At 63.6% G+C, this 20,048-nt stretch carries 16 protein-coding genes; all 16 read left to right on the forward strand.

Annotation, left to right across the window (positions count from 1 at the left end):
- Positions 1–36 precede the first annotated feature (36 nt).
- The 16 genes from rseP to ispD all read left to right on the forward strand — a co-directional run bounded on the left by rseP (position 37) and on the right by ispD (position 20,044).
- Positions 37–1,389 carry a sigma E protease regulator RseP gene (rseP, locus tag CAG41_RS07000; RefSeq protein ID WP_085581389.1) on the forward strand — a complete coding sequence of 451 codons (1,353 nt, stop codon included), beginning with the start codon at positions 37–39 and terminating at the stop codon, positions 1,387–1,389.
- A gap of 74 nt (positions 1,390–1,463) precedes the next feature.
- A complete protein-coding gene (bamA, locus tag CAG41_RS07005; RefSeq protein WP_085581391.1) occupies positions 1,464–3,854 on the forward strand; it encodes an outer membrane protein assembly factor BamA in 2,391 nt (796 codons plus the stop codon).
- A gap of 45 nt (positions 3,855–3,899) precedes the next feature.
- Complete coding sequence (locus CAG41_RS07010; protein WP_003222140.1) at positions 3,900–4,403, forward strand: OmpH family outer membrane protein; 504 nt, start codon at positions 3,900–3,902, stop codon at positions 4,401–4,403.
- 3 nt (positions 4,404–4,406) lie between these two features.
- Positions 4,407–5,462 carry a UDP-3-O-(3-hydroxymyristoyl)glucosamine N-acyltransferase gene (lpxD, locus tag CAG41_RS07015; protein ID WP_085706807.1) on the forward strand — a complete coding sequence of 352 codons (1,056 nt, stop codon included), beginning with the start codon at positions 4,407–4,409 and terminating at the stop codon, positions 5,460–5,462.
- A 105-nt stretch (positions 5,463–5,567) separates the two neighbouring features.
- Positions 5,568–6,008 carry a 3-hydroxyacyl-ACP dehydratase FabZ gene (gene fabZ / locus CAG41_RS07020; RefSeq protein ID WP_085581395.1) on the forward strand — a complete coding sequence of 147 codons (441 nt, stop codon included), beginning with the start codon at positions 5,568–5,570 and terminating at the stop codon, positions 6,006–6,008.
- Positions 6,005–6,781 carry an acyl-ACP--UDP-N-acetylglucosamine O-acyltransferase gene (gene lpxA / locus CAG41_RS07025; RefSeq protein ID WP_085581397.1) on the forward strand — a complete coding sequence of 259 codons (777 nt, stop codon included), beginning with the start codon at positions 6,005–6,007 and terminating at the stop codon, positions 6,779–6,781. The genes fabZ and lpxA overlap by 4 nt, the downstream gene beginning before the upstream one ends.
- A gap of 2 nt (positions 6,782–6,783) precedes the next feature.
- Complete coding sequence (gene lpxB / locus CAG41_RS07030; RefSeq protein ID WP_085581399.1) at positions 6,784–7,914, forward strand: lipid-A-disaccharide synthase; 1,131 nt, start codon at positions 6,784–6,786, stop codon at positions 7,912–7,914.
- 11 nt (positions 7,915–7,925) lie between these two features.
- Positions 7,926–8,552, forward strand: a complete 627-nt coding sequence (gene rnhB, locus CAG41_RS07035) for a ribonuclease HII (RefSeq protein WP_085581759.1) — start codon at positions 7,926–7,928, stop codon at positions 8,550–8,552.
- A gap of 76 nt (positions 8,553–8,628) precedes the next feature.
- Positions 8,629–12,150 (forward strand): DNA polymerase III subunit alpha, encoded by a 3,522-nt coding sequence (dnaE, locus tag CAG41_RS07040; protein ID WP_085581401.1) that lies wholly within the window; start codon positions 8,629–8,631, stop codon positions 12,148–12,150.
- A gap of 138 nt (positions 12,151–12,288) precedes the next feature.
- A complete protein-coding gene (locus tag CAG41_RS07045; protein WP_085581403.1) occupies positions 12,289–13,236 on the forward strand; it encodes an acetyl-CoA carboxylase carboxyltransferase subunit alpha in 948 nt (315 codons plus the stop codon).
- A gap of 131 nt (positions 13,237–13,367) precedes the next feature.
- The gene (gene tilS / locus CAG41_RS07050; protein ID WP_085706808.1) at positions 13,368–14,690 is read left to right on the forward strand and encodes a tRNA lysidine(34) synthetase TilS; all 1,323 of its coding nucleotides are present in this window, start codon (positions 13,368–13,370) and stop codon (positions 14,688–14,690) included.
- A 274-nt stretch (positions 14,691–14,964) separates the two neighbouring features.
- Complete coding sequence (locus tag CAG41_RS07055) at positions 14,965–16,596, forward strand: CTP synthase (protein ID WP_085581407.1); 1,632 nt, start codon at positions 14,965–14,967, stop codon at positions 16,594–16,596.
- Positions 16,597–16,600: 4 nt separating this feature from the next.
- Complete coding sequence (gene kdsA, locus CAG41_RS07060; RefSeq protein ID WP_085581409.1) at positions 16,601–17,446, forward strand: 3-deoxy-8-phosphooctulonate synthase; 846 nt, start codon at positions 16,601–16,603, stop codon at positions 17,444–17,446.
- A gap of 156 nt (positions 17,447–17,602) precedes the next feature.
- The gene (eno, locus tag CAG41_RS07065; RefSeq protein ID WP_085581411.1) at positions 17,603–18,892 is read left to right on the forward strand and encodes a phosphopyruvate hydratase; all 1,290 of its coding nucleotides are present in this window, start codon (positions 17,603–17,605) and stop codon (positions 18,890–18,892) included.
- A gap of 169 nt (positions 18,893–19,061) precedes the next feature.
- The gene (gene ftsB, locus CAG41_RS07070) at positions 19,062–19,340 is read left to right on the forward strand and encodes a cell division protein FtsB (protein WP_085581413.1); all 279 of its coding nucleotides are present in this window, start codon (positions 19,062–19,064) and stop codon (positions 19,338–19,340) included.
- Entirely contained in the window at positions 19,337–20,044 is a 708-nt protein-coding gene (ispD, locus tag CAG41_RS07075; protein WP_085581415.1) for a 2-C-methyl-D-erythritol 4-phosphate cytidylyltransferase, read from the forward strand. Before ftsB ends, ispD begins: the two co-directional genes overlap by 4 nt.
- Positions 20,045–20,048: the final 4 nt, after the last annotated feature.

Raw genomic sequence — 20,048 nt, forward strand, 5'->3', positions numbered from 1 at the left:
TTCACGCGGCACTGGACAGGAATGCGGAGAAAGTAGATGAGCGCGCTCTATATGATTGCCGGCACCCTGATCGCCCTCGGTGTGCTGGTCACCTTCCACGAGTTCGGCCACTTCTGGGTCGCGCGCCGCTGCGGCGTCAAGGTGCTGCGTTTTTCCGTCGGCTTCGGCATGCCCCTGCTGCGCTGGCACGACCGGCACGGCACGGAGTTCGTGGTGGCGGCCATTCCGCTGGGCGGTTACGTCAAGATGCTCGACGAGCGTGAAGGCGAGGTGCCGGCCGATCAGCTGCATCAGTCGTTCAACCGCAAGACCGTCCGTCAGCGCATCGCCATCGTCGCCGCCGGCCCGGTCGCCAACTTTCTCCTCGCTCTGGTGTTCTTCTGGGTCTTGGCCATGCTCGGCAGCGAGCAGGTGCGCCCGGTCATCGGCGCGGTCGAGTCCGGCAGCATGGCGGCCAAGGCCGGCCTGAGCCCCGGCCAGGAAATCATCGCCATCGACGGCGAACCGACGTCCGGCTGGGCGGCGGTCAATCTGCAGCTGGTGCGTCGTCTGGGCGAGAGCGGTTCCCTGCAGGTGATGGTGCGTGATCAGGGCTCCACGGCGGACTCGCCTCGCGAGCTGGCCTTGGACCACTGGCTCAAGGGCGCGGACGAACCTGACCCGATCCGTTCGCTGGGCATCCGCCCATGGCGCCCGGCGTTGCCGCCGGTGCTCGCCGAACTCGATCCGAAAGGCCCGGCCCAGGCGGCGGGGCTGAAGACCGGCGACCGCCTGTTGGCGCTCGACGGCCAGGCGCTGGACGACTGGCAGCAAGTGGTCGACACCGTCCGTACCCGCCCTGACGCTAAAGTCCTGCTGCGCATCGAGCGCGACGGTGCCCGGATCGACGTTCCGGTCACGCTGGCGGCCCGGGGCGAAAGCAAGTCGCCGAGCGGCTATCTGGGGGCAGGGGTGAAGGCGGTCGACTGGCCGCCGGAAATGATCCGTGAGGTCAGTTTCGGGCCGTTGGCGGCGATCGGCGAGGGTGCCCGCCGCACTTGGGCGATGAGTGTCCTGACGCTGGATTCCCTGAAGAAAATGCTCTTCGGCGAGCTCTCGGTAAAAAACTTGAGCGGACCGATAACCATTGCTAAAGTGGCGGGCGCTTCTGCCCAGTCGGGCGTTGCCGATTTCCTGAATTTCCTTGCTTATCTGAGTATTAGCCTGGGTGTTCTGAATTTGCTGCCCATTCCTGTACTGGATGGGGGGCATCTGTTGTTTTATCTGATCGAGTGGGCGCGTGGTCGCCCCTTGTCGGAGCGGGTACAAGGTTGGGGGATACAGATCGGTATCAGTTTGGTGGTTGGAGTGATGCTGCTCGCTCTGGTCAACGATCTGGGTCGTCTGTAACGCTTCGTTGAATTGCGAATCTGCCGCATTTTGCGGCAGTTTCTTTATTGCCAGTTGGAATAAGAAAGGACTTCATGAAACGTCTGCTGCTAACTGCGGTTCTCACCGTATTGATGATCGCCGAAGTTCACGCCGAGTCCTTCACTATCTCTGATATTCGTGTCAACGGCCTCCAGCGGGTTTCCGCAGGTAGCGTCTTTGGCGCGTTGCCGTTGAACGTCGGCGATCAGGCGGACGACCGTCGTCTGGTTGAGTCCACTCGTGCGCTGTTCAAAACCGGTTTCTTTCAAGATATCCAGCTGGGCCGCGAAGGCAACGTACTGGTGATCACGGTCGTCGAGCGTCCGTCCGTCGCCAGCATCGAGATCGAAGGCAACAAGGCGATCTCCACCGAAGACCTGATGAAAGGCCTCAAGCAGTCCGGCCTGGCCGAAGGCGAGATCTTCCAGCGCGCCACCCTCGAAGGCGTGCGCAACGAGCTGCAGCGTCAGTACGTCGCCCAGGGCCGCTACTCGGCGACCGTCGACACCGAAGTGGTGTCGCAGCCGCGCAACCGCGTCGGCCTGAAGGTGAAGATCAACGAAGGCACCGTGGCTGCCATCCAGCACATCAACGTGGTCGGCAACACCGTTTTCCCCGAGGAAGACCTGGTCGACCTGTTCGAGCTGAAAACCACCAACTGGCTGTCCTTCTTCAAGAACGACGACAAGTACGCCCGCGAAAAGCTCTCCGGTGACCTGGAGCGTCTGCGTTCCTACTACCTGGACCGCGGCTACATCAACATGGACATCGCTTCGACCCAGGTGTCCATCACCCCGGACAAGAAGCACGTCTACATCACCGTCAACGTGACCGAAGGCGAGAAGTACACCGTTCGCGACGTCAAGCTGAGCGGCGACCTGAAAGTGCCTGAAGACCAGGTCAAGTCCCTGCTGCTGGTGCAGAAGGGCCAGGTGTTCTCGCGCAAGCTGATGACCACCACTTCCGAGCTGATCACCCGCCGTCTGGGCAACGAAGGCTACACCTTCGCCAACGTCAACGGCGTGCCTCAGCCCCATGACGACGATCACACCGTCGACATCCTGTTCGCCGTCGATCCGGGCAAGCGCGCCTACGTCAACCGCATCAACTTCCGTGGCAACACCAAGTCCGAGGACGAAGTGCTGCGTCGCGAAATGCGCCAGATGGAAGGCGGCTGGGCTTCGACCTACCTGATCGACCAGTCCAAGACCCGTCTGGAGCGCCTGGGCTTCTTCAAGGAAGTCAACGTCGAGACGCCGGCCGTGCCGGGCGTCGACGACCAGGTCGACGTGAACTACAGCGTCGAGGAGCAGGCTTCCGGTTCGATCACCGCCAGCGTGGGCTTCGCCCAGAGCGCCGGTCTGATCCTGGGCGGCTCCATCACCCAGAACAACTTCCTCGGTACCGGTAACCGCGTCAGCGTGGGCCTGACCCGCAGCGAATACCAGAGCCGCTACAACTTCGGCTACGTCGATCCCTACTGGACCGCCGACGGCGTGAGCCTGGGCTACAACGCCTTCTACCGCACCACCGACTACAAAGACCTCGACGTCGATGTGGCGAGCTATGCGGTGGACAGCCTGGGCGCCGGTGTGAACGTCGGCTACCCGATCAGCGAAACCTCGCGCTTGACCTTCGGCCTGTCGGCCCAGCAGGACAAGATCAAGACCGGTCAGTACACCGTCGACGAAATCTTCGACTTCGTGAACCGTGAAGGCGACAACTACCTGAACTTCAAGGCGTCGGCCGGCTGGTCCGAGTCGACCCTGAACAAGGGCGTGCTGCCGACCCGCGGCCGTTCCCAGAGCCTGACCCTGGAAACCACCATTCCGGGCAGCGACCTGTCGTTCTACAAGCTCGACTACCGCGGCCAGCTGTTCGCGCCGATCAGCGAAAACTACACGCTGCGCCTGCACACCGAACTGGGCTACGGCGACGGCTACGGCTCCACCGACGGCTTGCCGTTCTATGAAAACTACTATGCTGGTGGTTTCAACTCGGTTCGTGGCTTCAAGGACAGCACGCTGGGCCCGCGCAGTACGCCTAGCCGCGGTCAGGCCAAGACCGGCAACGTCGGCACGATCAACGACCCGGACCAGGATCCGCTGCCGTTCGGCGGCAACGTCCTGATCCAGGGCGGTGTGGAAGTCCTGTTCCCGCTGCCGTTCGTCAAGGATCAACGCTCCCTGCGCACCTCCGTGTTCTGGGACGTGGGTAACGTGTTTGACTCCAAGTGCGAGCAGACTCTCAACACCAACGGTGTCACGAAGTCCAACACGCAGTGCAACGACGTGAGCCTGAGCAACATGGCCAGTTCCGTCGGTGTCGGCGTGACCTGGGTGACCGCACTGGGCCCATTGAGCTTCGCGTTGGCCACGCCGGTGAAGAAACCGGATAACGCTGAAACCCAAGTGTTCCAATTCTCCCTCGGTCAGACGTTCTAAGCGTCTGACCCAAGATAACGACAATGGATTTTGTAGGAGTGCATCGTGCGTAAGTTGACTCAATTGGTTCTCCTGGCCTCCGTACTGGTGGCAGGCCCGGCATTTGCCGACATGAAGATCGCCGTCCTGAACTATCAGATGGCCCTGCTGGAATCCGACGCGGCCAAGAAGTACGCCGTGGACGCCGAGAAGAAGTTCGGCCCGCAGCTGACCAAGCTCAAGACCCTGGAAAGCAGCGCCAAGGGCATCCAGGACCGCCTGATGGCTGGCGGCGACAAGATGCAGCAAGGCGAGCGCGAGCGTCTGGAGCTGGAATTCAAGCAAAAGGCCCGTGATTTCCAGTTCCAGTCCAAGGAATTGAACGAAGCCAAGGCCGTCGCCGACCGCGAGATGCTCAAGCAACTGAAGCCTAAGCTGGACAGCGCCGTGGAAGAAGTCATCAAGAAAGGTGGTTTTGACCTGGTGTTCGAGCGTGGCGCGGTCATCGACGTCAAACCTCAGTACGACATCACGCGCCAGGTCATCGAGCGCATGAACCAGCTGAAGTAACCCATGACCGTGACCATCAAGCTCGGCCAGTTGGCCGAGTTCCTCGGCGCCACCCTGCGTGGCGACCCGGAGAAGCAAATCACTGGGCTGGCCACCTTGCAGGAGGCCGGCCCAGCTCAATTGAGCTTCCTGGCCAATCCCCAATACCGCAAGTACCTCGTCGGCTCGCAGGCCGCAGCGCTGCTGCTCAAGGCCGCGGACGCTGAAGCGTTCGCCGGCGATGCGCTGGTGGTGCCGGATCCGTACCTGGCCTATGCCCGCCTGTCCCACCTGTTCGACCCGAAACCGAAAGCCGCCGCCGGGATCCATCCGACGGCCGTGATCGCGGCGGACGCGGTGGTCGATCCGAGCGCCAGCATCGGCCCCTTCGCGGTCGTCGAGTCGGGTGCCCGGATCGGTGCCGGCGTGACCCTCGGCGCGCATTGCGTGGTCGGCGCGCGCAGCGAGATCGGTGAAGGCGGCTGGCTCGCCCCGCGCGTGACGCTGTACCACGACGTGCGCATCGGCAAACGGGTGGTCATCCAGTCCGGTGCGGTGCTCGGCGGCGAGGGCTTCGGCTTCGCCAACGAGAAAGGCGTCTGGCAAAAGATCGCCCAGATCGGCGGCGTCACCGTCGGCGACGATGTGGAGATCGGCGTGAACACGGCCATCGACCGCGGCGCCCTGGCCGATACCGTGATCGGCAACGGCGTCAAGCTCGACAACCAGATCCAGATCGCCCACAACGTCCAGGTCGGCGACCACACCGCCATGGCGGCTTGCGTCGGCATCTCCGGCAGCACCAAGATCGGCAAGCATTGCATGCTGGCCGGCGGCGTCGGCTTGGTCGGGCACATCGACATCTGCGACAACGTTTTCCTGACCGGCATGACCATGGTCACCCACTCGATCACCGAGCCGGGTGCCTATTCGTCCGGCACAGCCATGCAACCGGCGGCCGAATGGCGCAAGAGCGCGGCCCGCATCCGGCAGCTCGATGACCTCGCGCGCCGCTTGAAACAGCTGGAAAAGCGCGTGGGGGAAGTGACCCCCGACGGTAATGCTTCATCAGATGGCTGATACCGCTTCCATATCAATCGCAGGCAGCCACCCGGCTGTCTGCTTGATCTGCTAGAGGCGTGCGCCACGTCGCACTCCCAATCTTTACATAGGCTTCCCCCCGAAATGATGGACATCAACGAGATTCGCGAATACCTGCCTCACCGTTACCCGTTCCTGCTGGTGGACCGGGTGGTGGATCTGGACACTGAAGGCAAGCGCATTCGCGCCTACAAGAATGTCAGCATCAACGAGCCGTTCTTCAATGGCCACTTCCCGGCGCATCCGATCATGCCGGGCGTGCTGATCATCGAAGCGATGGCCCAGGCTGCCGGGATCCTCGGTTTCAAAATGCTGGACGTCAAACCGGCCGACGGCACCCTCTACTACTTCGTCGGTTCCGACAAGCTGCGCTTCCGTCAGCCTGTGCTGCCGGGTGATCAGCTGATCCTCGAAGCCAAGTTCATCAGCTGCAAGCGCCAGATCTGGAAGTTCGACTGCCAGGCCTCTGTCGACGGCAAGCCGGTCTGCTCGGCGGAAATCATCTGCGCGGAACGCAAGCTATGAGTTTGATCGACCCTCGCGCAATCATCGACCCGACAGCCGTCCTGGCTGAAGGGGTCGAGGTCGGCCCGTGGTCGATCGTCGGCGCAGGTGTGGAAATCGGCGAGGGTACGGTGATCGGGCCTCATGTGGTCCTCAAGGGCCCGACCCGCATCGGCAAGCACAACCGGATCTACCAGTTTTCCTCGGTCGGCGAGGATACGCCGGACCTCAAGTACAAGGGTGAAGAGACCCGCCTCGTGATCGGTGACCACAACGTCATCCGCGAAGGCGTGACGATTCACCGCGGCACGGTGCAGGACCGCTCGGAAACCACGCTGGGCGACCACAACCTGATCATGGCCTATGCCCACATCGGCCATGACAGCGTGATCGGCAACCACTGCATCCTGGTCAACAACACCGCGCTGGCCGGCCATGTGCACGTCGACGACTGGGCGATCCTGTCCGGTTTCACGCTGGTGCACCAGTATTGCCACATCGGCGCGCACAGCTTCTCCGGCATGGGCACCGCGATCGGCAAGGACGTCCCGGCGTTCGTCACCGTGTTCGGCAACCCGGCCGAAGCGCGCAGCATGAACTTCGAAGGCATGCGTCGCCGCGGCTTCAGCGAGGATGCCATCCACGCTCTGCGCCGTGCCTACAAAACGGTGTACCGCCAGGGGCTGACCGTCGAGCAGGCACTGGCCGAACTGGCCGAACCTGCGGCCCAGTTCCCTGAAGTCGCCTTGTTCCGCGACTCCATCCAGTCTTCGAACCGCGGCATCACCCGCTGACCATGGCCAATCTGCGTATTGCGCTGGTGGCGGGCGAGGCTTCCGGCGACATTCTGGGCGCCGGCCTGATGCGCGCCCTCAAGGCCCGGCATCCGACGGCGGAGTTCATCGGCGTCGGCGGGCCGCTGATGCAGGCCGAAGGGCTGACCTCCGACTTTCCCATGGAGCGTCTGTCGGTCATGGGGCTGGTGGAGGTGCTCGGTCGGCTGCGCGAGCTGCTCAAGCGGCGCAAGCACCTGATCGAGACCCTGATCGAGCGCAAGCCGGACGTGTTCATCGGCATCGACGCCCCGGACTTCAACCTCAACATCGAACTCAAGCTGCGTCAGGCCGGGATCAAGACCGTGCACTACGTCAGCCCGTCGGTGTGGGCGTGGCGGCAGAAGCGCGTGCTGAAGATCCGCGAAGGCTGCGACCTGATGCTCACGCTGTTCCCGTTCGAAGCGAAATTCTACGAAGAGAAGGGCGTGCCGGTGCGGTTCGTCGGCCACTCGCTGGCCGACGCCATTCCGTTGCAGGCCGACCGTGGGGCGGCGCGGGCCGAGCTGGGCTTGCCCGACGGGCCGCTGGTCGCCCTGATGCCGGGCAGCCGCGGCGGCGAGGTCGGGCGCCTCGGCGCGCTGTTCCTCGACACCGCCCAGCGGCTGCGGGCCTTGCGCCCTGGTGTGCGTTTCGTGTTGCCCTGCGCCAGCCCCGAGCGGCGGGTGCAGATCGAAGCGCTGCTGGCCGGCCGCGACCTGCCGGTGACCCTGCTCGACGGCAAGTCCCACCTGGCCCTCGCCGCCTGCGACGCGGTGCTGATCGCTTCCGGCACGGCGACGCTGGAGGCGCTGCTGTACAAGCGGCCGATGGTGGTGGCCTACCGGTTGGCGCCGCTGACGTTCTGGATCCTCAAGCGCATGGTCAAGAGCCCTTACGTGTCCCTGCCGAACCTGCTGGCCCAGCGCCTTCTGGTGCCTGAGCTGCTGCAGGACGACGCAACGGTCGAGGCCCTGGCCCAGACGCTTTCCCCGCTGATCGACGGCGGCGAGGAACAGACCCGCGGCTTCGACGAGATCCACCGCACCCTGCGGCTGGACGCCTCCAACCAGGCCGCCGACGCGGTGCTGAACCTGATCGGTCAATCACGATGAGCAAGACAAGCATGCAGATGGGCCTGGATTTCACCCTGGTCGCCGAAGTCGAAGAACTGGTGGCCGGTGTCGACGAGGTCGGCCGTGGCCCGTTGTGCGGCGCGGTGGTGACGGCGGCGGTGATCCTCGATCCTAACCGGCCGATCCAGGGCCTGAACGACTCGAAGAAGCTCACCGAAGCCAGGCGCGAGAAACTGTTCGACGAAATCAAGGAAAAGGCCCTGAGCTGGTGCATCGCCCGGGCCGAGGTCGAAGAGATCGACGAACTGAACATCCTCCATGCCACCATGCTGGCCATGCAGCGGGCCGTCGCCGGCCTGCACATCCAGCCGAAGCTGGCGATGATCGACGGCAACCGTTGCCCGAAACTGCCGATGCGTTCCGAAGCGGTGGTCAAGGGCGACAGCAAGGTGCCGGCCATCGCGGCGGCCTCGATCCTGGCCAAGGTCAGCCGCGACCGCGAGATGGCGGCGTTTGAGCTGACCTACCCGGGCTACGGCATCGGCGGCCACAAGGGCTATCCGACGCCCGTTCATCTGGAAGCGTTGGTGCGCCTGGGGCCGACGCCGATCCACCGGCGTTCGTTCGCGCCGGTGCGTCAGGCCTACGAGGCGCTGGAAGGCCTGGCGCCGGTTTAGGCCCATGGCTGATGTTTTGTTCGAGGCCCGGTACAATCCGGGCCTTGTTGTTTCCATGTAACTGGACAGGATCACTATGCCGGCTTCATTCGTTCACCTACGCCTGCACACTGAATACTCCCTGGTCGACGGGCTGGTGCGGATCAAGCCGCTGGTCAAGGCGCTCACCGGCATGAACATGCCGGCCGTTGCGGTCACCGACCAGAACAACATGTGTTCCCTGGTCAAGTTCTACAAGGCCGCCATGGGCGCCGGGATCAAGCCGATCTGCGGGGCCGACCTGTGGCTGTCGAACAAGGATCCGGACGGCCCCCTGAGCCGGATCAGCCTGCTGGCGATGGACGCCCTGGGCTACCGCAACCTCACCGAGCTGATTTCCCGCGGGTTCATCGACGGCCAGCGCAACGGGATGATCATCATCGAGCGCCAGTGGGTGGTCGAGGCCAGCGCCGGCCTGATCATGCTGTCGGCGGCGAAGGAGGGCGAGATCGGCATGGCCCTGATCGCCGGCAACCCGGCCGAGGCCGAGGCATTGACCCGCGAATGGATGGCGGTGTTTCCCGACCGCTTCTACCTGGAGATCCAGCGCACCAACCGCGTCAACGACGAAGAGCAGCTGCACGGCGCCGTGGCTCTGGCCGACAAGCTCGGCGCGCCGCTGGTGGCGACCAACGATGTGCGCTTCATCAAGCCGGAAGACTTCGAGGCCCACGAGACCCGCGTCTGCATCGGTGAAGGCCGCGCCCTCGACGACCCGCGCCGCTCGAAGAACTACAGCGATCAGCAATACCTCAAAAGCGCCGAGGAAATGGCCGAGCTGTTCAGCGACCTGCCCGACGCGCTGGAAAACACCGTCGAGATCGCCAAACGCTGCAACATCGACGTGAAGCTGGGCAAGCACTTCCTGCCCGACTATCCGATCCCCGACGGCATGACCATCGACGAGTATTTCCGCAAGGTCTCGTTCGACGGCCTGGAGGAGCGCCTGTCGGTGCTGCTGCCCAAGGACACCACCGAAGACTACGACGCCAAGCGTCAGGTGTATGTCGACCGGCTGAATTTCGAGCTGGACATCATCATCCAGATGGGATTCCCCGGTTACTTCCTGATCGTGATGGACTTCATCCAGTGGGCCAAGAACAACGGCGTGCCGGTGGGCCCCGGACGGGGTTCGGGCGCCGGTTCGCTGGTGGCCTACGTGCAGAAGATCACCGACCTCGACCCGCTGGAATACGACCTGCTGTTCGAACGTTTCCTCAACCCGGAGCGGGTCTCCATGCCCGACTTCGACGTCGACTTCTGCATGGACGGCCGTGACCGGGTGATCGACTATGTGGCCGACAAGTACGGCCGCAACGCGGTGAGCCAGATCATCACCTTCGGCTCCATGGCCGCCAAGGCGGTGGTGCGCGACGTGGCCCGGGCCCAGGGCAAGTCGTTCGGCCTGGCGGACCGCCTGTCGAAGATGATTCCGTTCGAGGTCGGCATGACCCTCGAAAAGGCCTACGAGCAGGAAGAGATCCTGCGCGACTTCCTCAAGGTCGACGAAGAGGCCCAGGAAATCTGGGACATGGCCCTCAAGCTCGAAGGCGTGACCCGCGGCACCGGCAAGCACGCCGGCGGCGTGGTGATCGCGCCCACCAAGCTCACCGACTTCTCGCCGATCGCCTGCGATGAAGAGGGCGGCGGCCTGGTCACCCAGTTCGACAAGGACGACGTGGAGGCGGCCGGCCTGGTGAAGTTCGACTTCCTCGGCCTGCGGACCCTGACGATCATCGACTGGGCGCTCAAGACCATCAACCGCGACCGCGCCAAGACCAACGAGGCGCCGCTGGACATCGCGTTCATCCCGCTCGACGACAAGCCGACCTACAGCCTGCTGCAGAAGGCCGAAACCACGGCGGTGTTCCAGCTCGAATCCCGCGGCATGAAGGAGCTGATCAAGAAACTCAAGCCCGACTGCCTCGAAGACCTCATCGCACTGGTGGCCCTGTTCCGTCCGGGCCCTCTGCAATCGGGCATGGTGGACGACTTCATCAACCGCAAGCACGGCCGCGCCGAGCTGGCGTACCCGCATCCGGACTACCAGTACGAAGGCCTGCAGCCGGTGCTGGCGCCGACCTACGGCATCATCCTGTACCAGGAACAGGTGATGCAGATCGCCCAGGTCATGGCCGGCTACACCCTCGGCGGCGCGGACATGCTGCGACGGGCGATGGGTAAAAAGAAGCCCGAGGAGATGGCCAAGCAGCGCGGCGGCTTCATCGAAGGTTGCGCGTCCAACAACATCGATGCGGACCTGGCGGGCAACATCTTCGACCTGGTGGAGAAATTCGCCGGTTACGGCTTCAACAAATCCCACTCCGCCGCCTACGGCCTGGTGTCGTACCAGACCGCGTGGCTGAAGGCCCACTACCCGGCGCCGTTCATGGCGGCGGTGCTGTCGGCGGACATGCACAACACCGACAAGGTCGTGACCTTGATCGAAGAAGTGCGCACGATGAAGCTGCGCCTCGACGCGCCGGACGTGAACACCTCGGAGTTCAAGTTCACGGTGAACGACGACGGGCGCATCGTCTACGGCCTCGGCGCGATCAAGGGCGTCGGCGAAGGCCCGGTGGAGGCGATCACCGAAGCGCGCCAGGACGGCCCGTTCAAGGACCTGTTCGACTTCTGCGCCCGCGTCGACCTCAAACGCATCAACAAGCGCACCCTGGACGGTCTGATCCGCAGCGGTGCGCTGGATCGCCTGGGGCCGTACTTCCATGACGAGCAGAAGGCCTACCAGGCCAACATCGACCGCAACCGCGCGGTGCTGCTGGCATCTATGGAAGAGGCGATCAAGGCCGCCGAACAGACCGCGCGCACCCACGACAGCGGCCACGCCGACCTGTTCGGCGGGCTGTTCGTCGAAGAGGACGCGGATGTCTACGCCAGCCACCGCAAGGCCCGGGAGCTGACCCTCAAGGAACGCCTCAAGGGCGAGAAGGACACCTTGGGCCTGTACCTCACCGGCCACCCGATCGACGAATACGAAAGCGAGATCCGCCGCTTCGCCCGTCAGCGCATCATCGACCTGAAGCCTGCGCGGGATACCCAGACCATCGCCGGCATGATCATCGCCCTGCGGGTCATGAAGAACAAAAAGGGCGACAAGATGGGCTTCATCACCCTCGACGACCGCTCCGGGCGGATCGAGGCGTCGCTGTTCGCCGATGCGTTCCACTCCGCCCAGTCGCTGCTGCAGACCGACGCGATGGTGGTGGTCGAAGGCGAGGTCAGCAACGACGACTTCTCCGGCGGCCTGCGCCTGCGGGTCAAGCGGGTGATGAGCATGGAAGAGGCGCGGACCAGCCTGGCCGAGAGCCTGCGCCTGAAACTGCAGACCCAGGACCTGAAGGGCGATCAGCTACGCTGGTTGGGCGAGTTGCTCAAGCGCCACCGCGGGGCTTGCCCGATCACCATGGAATACACCAGCCCCGATGCGAAGACCTTGCTGCAGTTCGGCGAGAGCTGGCGGATCGATCCGGCGGACGCCCTGATTCAAGCCCTGCGTGACCAGTTCGGACGAGACAACGTCTTCCTCCAATACCGTTGACCGGCAGGTGATATCAGATCGCCTGTCCGCAACCTGAACTTTTAATCTCGACCTCGACGCGCCTGTCCCTTAAGGTAGGGCGCGAACAGACAACCGGCCGGCCCAAGCTTGCTTGGACGCGACCCTAGACGGACGCCTATGAACCCGAATTTTCTAGATTTCGAACAGCCGATCGCCGACCTGCAAGCCAAGATCGAAGAATTGCGCTTGGTCGGTAACGACAATTCGCTGAATATCGGCGATGAGATCTCCCGCCTGCAGGACAAGAGCAAGACGCTGACCGAAGACATTTTCGGCAAGCTGACCAGCTGGCAGATCGCACGTCTGGCGCGTCACCCGCGCCGTCCGTACACCCTCGACTACATCGACCACATCTTCACCGAGTTCGACGAACTGCACGGTGACCGTCACTTCTCCGACGACGCGGCCATCGTGGGCGGCGTGGCACGTCTGGACGACCAGCCGGTGATGGTGATCGGTCACCAGAAGGGCCGCGAAGTGCGCGAGAAGGTGCGCCGCAACTTCGGCATGCCGCGTCCGGAAGGCTACCGCAAGGCCTGCCGCCTGATGGAAATGGCCGAACGCTTCAAGATGCCGATCCTGACCTTCATCGACACCCCGGGCGCCTACCCGGGCATCGACGCCGAAGAGCGCAACCAGAGCGAAGCGATCGCCTGGAACCTGCGCGTCATGGCGCGCCTGAAGACCCCGATCATCGCCACCGTGATCGGTGAGGGCGGTTCCGGCGGCGCACTGGCCATCGGCGTGTGCGACCAACTGAATATGCTGCAGTACTCGACCTACTCGGTGATCTCGCCGGAAGGCTGCGCCTCGATCCTGTGGAAAACCGCCGAGAAGGCGCCGGACGCCGCCGAAGCCATGGGCATCACCGCCGAGCGCCTGAAGGGCCTGGGCATCGTCGACAAGGTGATCAACGAGCCGCTGGGCGGCGCCCACCGCGACTTCGCTGCCGCTTCCGCCTCGATCCGCGCCGAGCTGATCTCGCAGCTGGCGATGCTGAAGAAGTTCGACAACGACGCACTGCTGGCCCGCCGTTATGAGCGTCTGATGAGCTACGGTCTCTGATCGAACAGGCCGTACCCATGTGGGAGCGAGCCTGCTCGCGATAAGGGTTAACATTCAACGCACCTGTTGTTTGTTCAAACGCTGTCGCGAGCAGGCCCGCTCCCACATTTCATTTGTGCGATGTGTCCCCCATGACCCGGATCGATCTGTCTGACCGACTTCTGCGCACCCTGACGCCCTGGCGTACCGCTGCGGCCTGGCGCATCGCCTTCTCCGGCGGACTCGACTCCACCGTCCTGCTGCACCTGCTCGCCCGTCTGGCGAAGACCGAAACCCTGCCGCCCTTGAGCGCCCTCCATGTCCATCACGGCCTTCAGGCCGCCGCAGAGGCGTGGCCGGAGCATTGCCGAGCCTTCTGTGATGCGCTGGGCGTGCCGCTGCAGGTGGTTCGCGTGCAGGTTCGGCCCGGTGCGAGCCTGGAGCGCGCGGCGCGTGATGCGCGTTACGCAGCGTTCGACGCGGCGCTCGGCCGCAACGAAATGCTGCTGACCGGGCAGCACCGCGACGATCAGGCCGAGACCTTGCTGTTTCGTCTGTTGCGGGGGGCGGGGGTGAAAGGGTTATCCGCGATGCCGGTGCATAGGCCGCTGGGGCAGGGCAGCCTGGTACGTCCGTTGCTCGATGCGGGAAGGGGCGAACTGGAAGCCTACGCACGGGCCCATCAGCTGACCTGGATCGAGGATCCGTCGAATCAGGACACGCAGTTCTCCCGCAACTATCTGCGTCATCAAGTGATGCCTTTGCTCGCCGCCCGCTGGCCGCAGGCGACGGCCAGCCTGGTGCGCAGCGCTGCACATGCGCGGGAGGCGCAAGGCTTGCTGGATGAGCTGGCGCAGCTCGACCTGAACGATGCGCGCACCCCGGACGCCTTCGACTGGCTGGGCGTGCCCTCGTTGGCGCTGGCCCCGTTGGCCGGTTTGTCCGCCGCCCGCCAGCGCAATGCCCTCAGCCATTGGCTGGCGCCGCTGACCCGCTTGCCGGATACCGACCATTGGTCGGGTTGGTCGGACCTGTGCGAGGCCGCCGTCGATGCGGCGCCGGTCTGGCGTCTGGCCGACGGTGAACTGCATCGCAGCGCCGGCCGCCTCTGGTGGCTCAGCGGGCAATGGCTGCGCACGCCGGTGGCCGCAGACGCTTGGCCTGATCCTGCGAGGCCGCTGCGCCTGGCCGATAACGGGCGTGTCATGTTGCTGGGGCAGACTCCTGCCGGGCCGCTCAGGATCGCTTACCGGCAGGGCGGCGAGACGATGCGCCTGCCCGGACGCGGCGGGCGCGACCTCAAGCGCCTGCTCAACGAGCGCGGCGTTCCGGCCTTCGTGCGTGGCAGATTGCCGCTGCTGTTCCGCGGCGAGGAACTGCTCGCCGTGGCGGACCTGCCGGGGCTCGACGGCAGTGCGCAGGACGGCTGGCGACTGCATTGGCAGCCTTCGGATGAAGATCAAGGTTTGAGATGAAAGGGGCATTCCGGTAGACTACGCTCCCTTCTTGATACAACTTCTGTGGATTCGCCTGAATTGCAGGAGTTGCCGATTACCAAGCAGTCTTTGCTGGGCGATTCCAAAAAATGTGTAGCGAGCTACGTACCGGTGTTTTCACTTCCGGTCTGTCCCAACGCGGCGGTTTTTTTGAAAGGTGCACTGTGATTAATGCAGGTGATCGGGGGCTTCGGCCTTCCTTCGCTTTCCCCGGCGGCTCGGACCGCTTTAACGCAGACTTCTAGGGTTTTTCATGACGCGCTACATATTCGTCACGGGCGGTGTTGTTTCTTCATTGGGGAAAGGCATTGCCTCGGCTTCATTGGCGGCCATCCTGGAGGCGCGGGGGCTCAAGGTCACCATGCTCAAGCTGGATCCGTACATCAACGTCGATCCGGGCACCATGAGCCCGTTCCAGCACGGTGAAGTGTTCGTCACCCACGACGGCGCCGAGACCGACCTCGACCTGGGCCACTACGAGCGGTTCATCCGCACGACCATGACCCAGAACAACAACTTCACCACCGGTCGCGTCTACGAGCACGTGCTGCGCAAAGAGCGCCGCGGCGACTACCTGGGCGCCACCATCCAGGTGATCCCGCACATCACCGACGAGATCAAGCGTCGCATCATCAAGGGCGCCGGCGATGCCGACGTGGCCCTGGTGGAGATCGGCGGCACCGTCGGCGACATCGAGTCGCAACCGTTCCTCGAAGCCATCCGTCAACTGCGGGTGGAAGTCGGTTCCAAGCGCGCGATGCTGATGCACCTGACGCTGGTTCCTTACATCGCCACCGCCGGCGAGACCAAGACCAAGCCGACCCAGCACTCCGTGAAGGAACTGCGCTCCATCGGCCTGCAGCCTGACGTGCTGATCTGCCGCTCCGACCATCCGGTGGATGTGTCCTCGCGCCGCAAGATCGCCCTGTTCACCAACGTTGAAGAGCGTGCGGTGATCTCCCTGGAAGACGTCGACACCATCTACAAGATCCCGGCCGTGCTGCACGCCCAGGGCCTGGACGACTTCGTCGTCGAGCGCTTCGGCCTGCAGTGCAACGGCGCCGACCTGTCCGAGTGGGAAAAGGTCGTCGACGCCAAGCTCAACCCTGAGCACGAAGTCACCATCGCCATGGTCGGCAAGTACATGGAGCTGCTGGACGCCTACAAGTCGCTGATCGAAGCGATGAGTCACGCCGGCATCACCAACCGCACCAAGGTCAACCTGCGCTACATCGATTCCGAAGACATCGAGAACCAGGGCACCGCGCTGCTGGAAGGCGTCGACGCGATCCTGGTGCCGGGCGGCTTCGGCTTGCGTGGCGTGGAAGGCAAGATCACCGCCGTCCAGTACGCCCGTGAGAACAAGGTGCCGTACCTGGGCATCTGCCTGGGCATGCAAGTGGCGGTCATCGAGTTCGCCCGCAACGTGCTGGGCTGGAAAGACGCCAACTCCACCGAGTTCGACCGCGCCAGCGGCCACCCGGTCGTGGGCCTGATCACCGAGTGGGCCGATGCCACCGGTGCGGTCGAGACCCGCAGCGAAGCCTCCGACCTGGGCGGCACCATGCGTCTGGGCGCGCAGGAATGCCTGCTGGAGTCCGGCTCCAAGGTGCACGACTGCTACGGCAAGGACGTGATCGTCGAGCGTCACCGCCACCGCTACGAAGTGAACAACAACCTGCTGCCGCAGATCATGGAAGCCGGCCTGAAGATCTCCGGCCGCTCCGGTGACGGCGCGCTGGTCGAAGTGGTCGAGGCACCGGATCATCCGTGGTTCGTCGCCTGCCAGTTCCACCCTGAGTTCACCTCGACCCCGCGTGACGGCCATCCGCTGTTCAGCGGTTTCGTCAAGGCCGCGTTGGCTCAACACCAGAAGAAGGCGTAACCCGATGGCACAGAAGATCATCCGCGTCGGCGACATCGAGATTGCCAACGACAAGCCCATGGTGCTGTTCGGCGGCATGAACGTGCTGGAAAGTCGCGACATGGCCATGCAGGTTTGCGAGGAATACGTGAAGGTCACCGAAAAGCTCGGCATCCCTTACGTGTTCAAGGCCAGCTTCGACAAGGCCAACCGGTCTTCTGTGACCTCGTACCGCGGTCCTGGCCTGGAAGAGGGCTTGCGCATCTTCCAGGACATCAAACAGGCCTTCGGCGTGCCGATCATCACCGACGTCCATGAGCCCGACCAGGCCCTGCCCGTCGCCGAGGTCTGCGACATCATCCAGCTGCCGGCCTTCCTGTCGCGCCAGACCGACCTCGTGGTCGCCATGGCCAAGACCGGCGCGGTGATCAACATCAAGAAAGCCCAGTTCCTCGCGCCCCAGGAGATGAAACACATCCTGAACAAGTGCGTGGAGGCGGGCAACGATCAGTTGATCCTCTGCGAGCGCGGTTCGAGCTTCGGCTACAACAACCTCGTGGTCGACATGCTCGGCTTCGGGATCATGAAGCAGTTCGAATACCCGGTGTTCTTCGACGTGACCCACTCGCTGCAGATGCCGGGAGGTCGTTCCGACTCCGCCGGCGGGCGCCGCGCCCAGGTCACCGACCTGGCCAAGGCGGGCATGAGCCAGTCGCTGGCCGGGCTGTTCCTCGAAGCGCATCCGGATCCGGACAACGCCAAATGCGACGGCCCTTGCGCCTTGCGCCTGGACAAGCTGGAGCCGTTCCTGGCCCAGCTCAAGGCCCTGGACGAACTGGTGAAGAGTTTTCCGACGGTAGAGACCGCGTAAGCCTCATTTCTCCGGTAAAGTACCGCACGATTCCTGGCTCAGACCTTCGGGTTTGAGCCTTGTCGTCTGCAAGACTGCCTGCTGCACACCCCTTGCCGACGGTCAAAGATTTCCTCTAGCTGCGTCGTTTTCGTCAACTTTGGAGTGTTTACAACAATGGCAAAAATCGTCGACATCAAAGGTCGTGAAGTTCTCGACTCCCGTGGCAACCCCACCGTGGAAGCGGACGTGCTTCTCGATAACGGCATCATCGGCAGCGCCTGCGCGCCGTCCGGTGCTTCCACTGGCTCGCGTGAAGCGCTCGAGCTGCGTGATGGCGACAAGAGCCGTTACCTGGGCAAGGGTGTGCTCAAGGCGGTAGCCAACATCAACGGTCCGATCCGCGAACTGCTGCTGGGCAAAGACCCAAGCGACCAGAAAGCCCTGGACCTGGCGATGATCAAGCTGGACGGCACCGAAAACAAGGCGACCCTGGGCGCCAACGCCATCCTCGCCGTGTCCCTGGCCGCCGCCAAGGCTGCCGCCCAGGACCAGGACCTGCCGCTGTACGCGCACATCGCCAACCTGAACGGCACTCCGGGCGTCTACTCGATGCCGGTTCCGATGATGAACATCATCAACGGCGGCGAACACGCCGACAACAACGTCGACATCCAGGAATTCATGGTGCAGCCGGTCGGCGCCAAGTCCTTCTCCGAAGGCCTGCGCATGGGCACCGAGATCTTCCACCACCTCAAAGCCGTGCTGAAGGCCCGTGGCCTGAACACCGCCGTGGGTGACGAAGGCGGTTTCGCGCCTAACCTGGCCTCCAACGAAGACGCGCTGTCGGCCATCGCCGAAGCGGTCGCCAACGCCGGCTACAAGCTGGGCACCGATGTGACCCTGGCCCTGGACTGCGCGGCCAGCGAGTTCTTCGAAGACGGCAAGTACAACCTGTCCGGCGAAGGCAAGTCCTTCGACGCCGCCGGTTTCGCCGACTACCTCAAAGGCCTGACCGAGCGCTTCCCGATCATCTCGATCGAAGACGGCCTGGACGAGTCCGACTGGGCTGGCTGGAAGATCCTGACCGACAAGATCGGCGACAAGGTGCAACTGGTCGGCGACGACCTGTTCGTGACCAACACCAAGATCCTGAAGGAAGGCATCGAGAAGAACATCGCCAACTCGATCCTGATCAAGTTCAACCAGATCGGCACCCTGACCGAAACCCTGGAAGCCATCCAGATGGCCAAGGCCGCCGGCTACACCGCCGTGATCTCGCACCGTTCCGGCGAAACCGAAGATTCGACCATCGCCGACCTGGCCGTGGGTACCTCGGCCGGCCAGATCAAGACCGGTTCCCTGTGCCGTTCCGACCGCGTCTCCAAGTACAACCAACTGCTGCGTATCGAAGAGCAGTTGAACGGCAAGGCCAAGTACAACGGTCGCGGCGAGTTCCGCGGCTGAGCCTTGAACGTAAAAGGACACCGGATTGTGTCGGAAAAGTCGTGACAGCGATGGATTTGCCACTAATCTGATGCCTTATCAGCACAAGCCTGGATCTTCCAGGCTTCGTGCTATCAGATGCTTCAACGTTTTGCGTGGCTGTCTTTTTTCACTGGATACCTGATATTCGATGCGCAGTCCCTATTGGTTGTTTCTCGTCCTGCTTCTGCTGCTGGCCGGTCTGCAATACCGCCTGTGGGTGGGTAACGGCAGCCTGGCGCAAGTGGCCGAGCTGACTCAGCAAATCGACGACCAGCGCGCCGAGAACGAAGCCTTGCTGGAGCGCAACCGGGTGATGGACGCCGAGGTCAGCGAGTTGAAGAAAGGCATGGAGACCGTTGAAGAGCGGGCTCGCCATGAGCTGGGCATGGTCAAGGACGGCGAAACCCTTTACCAGTTGGCCCAATGAGCGATTTTCTGCCGGCCTTCTGGGCCGTGATTCCTGCTGCGGGCATCGGTGCCCGTATGGCCGCGGACCGTCCCAAGCAATACCTGCAACTGGGCGGACGCACCATTCTCGAACACAGCCTCGGCTGTTTCCTCGATCACCCGAGCCTCAAGGGCCTGGTGGTCAGTCTTGCTGTCGATGATCCTTACTGGCCGGGCCTGGCCTGTGCCGGCGACGCGCGCATTCAGCGGGTCGACGGCGGCGCCGAGCGTTCAGGTTCGGTGCTCAATGCCTTGCTGCACCTGCATGCCCAGGGCGCCAACGATGAGGATTGGGTGCTGGTGCACGATGCGGCGCGCCCCAACCTGAGCCGCAATGACCTGGACAAGCTGCTCGCCGAGCTGGCGCATGACCCGGTCGGCGGGTTGCTGGCGGTTCCGGCGCGGGACACGCTCAAGCGCGTCGACAAACAGGGGCGCGTGGTCGAAACCGTCGACCGCAGCGTGATCTGGCAAGCCTACACGCCGCAGATGTTTCGCCTGGGTGCGTTGCACCGGGCGTTGGCCGACAGTCTGGTGGCGGATGCGGTGATCACCGACGAAGCCTCGGCGATGGAGTGGGCCGGCCTTGCTCCGCGCCTGATCGAAGGGCGGGCGGACAACCTCAAGGTGACCCGGCCGGAAGACCTGGAGTGGTTGCGTCAGCGTTGGGCGAACCGGCGCTGAGTGC

Source organism: Pseudomonas sp. B35(2017), from assembly GCF_002113645.1.
Taxonomy (GTDB): domain Bacteria; phylum Pseudomonadota; class Gammaproteobacteria; order Pseudomonadales; family Pseudomonadaceae; genus Aquipseudomonas; species Aquipseudomonas ekonensis.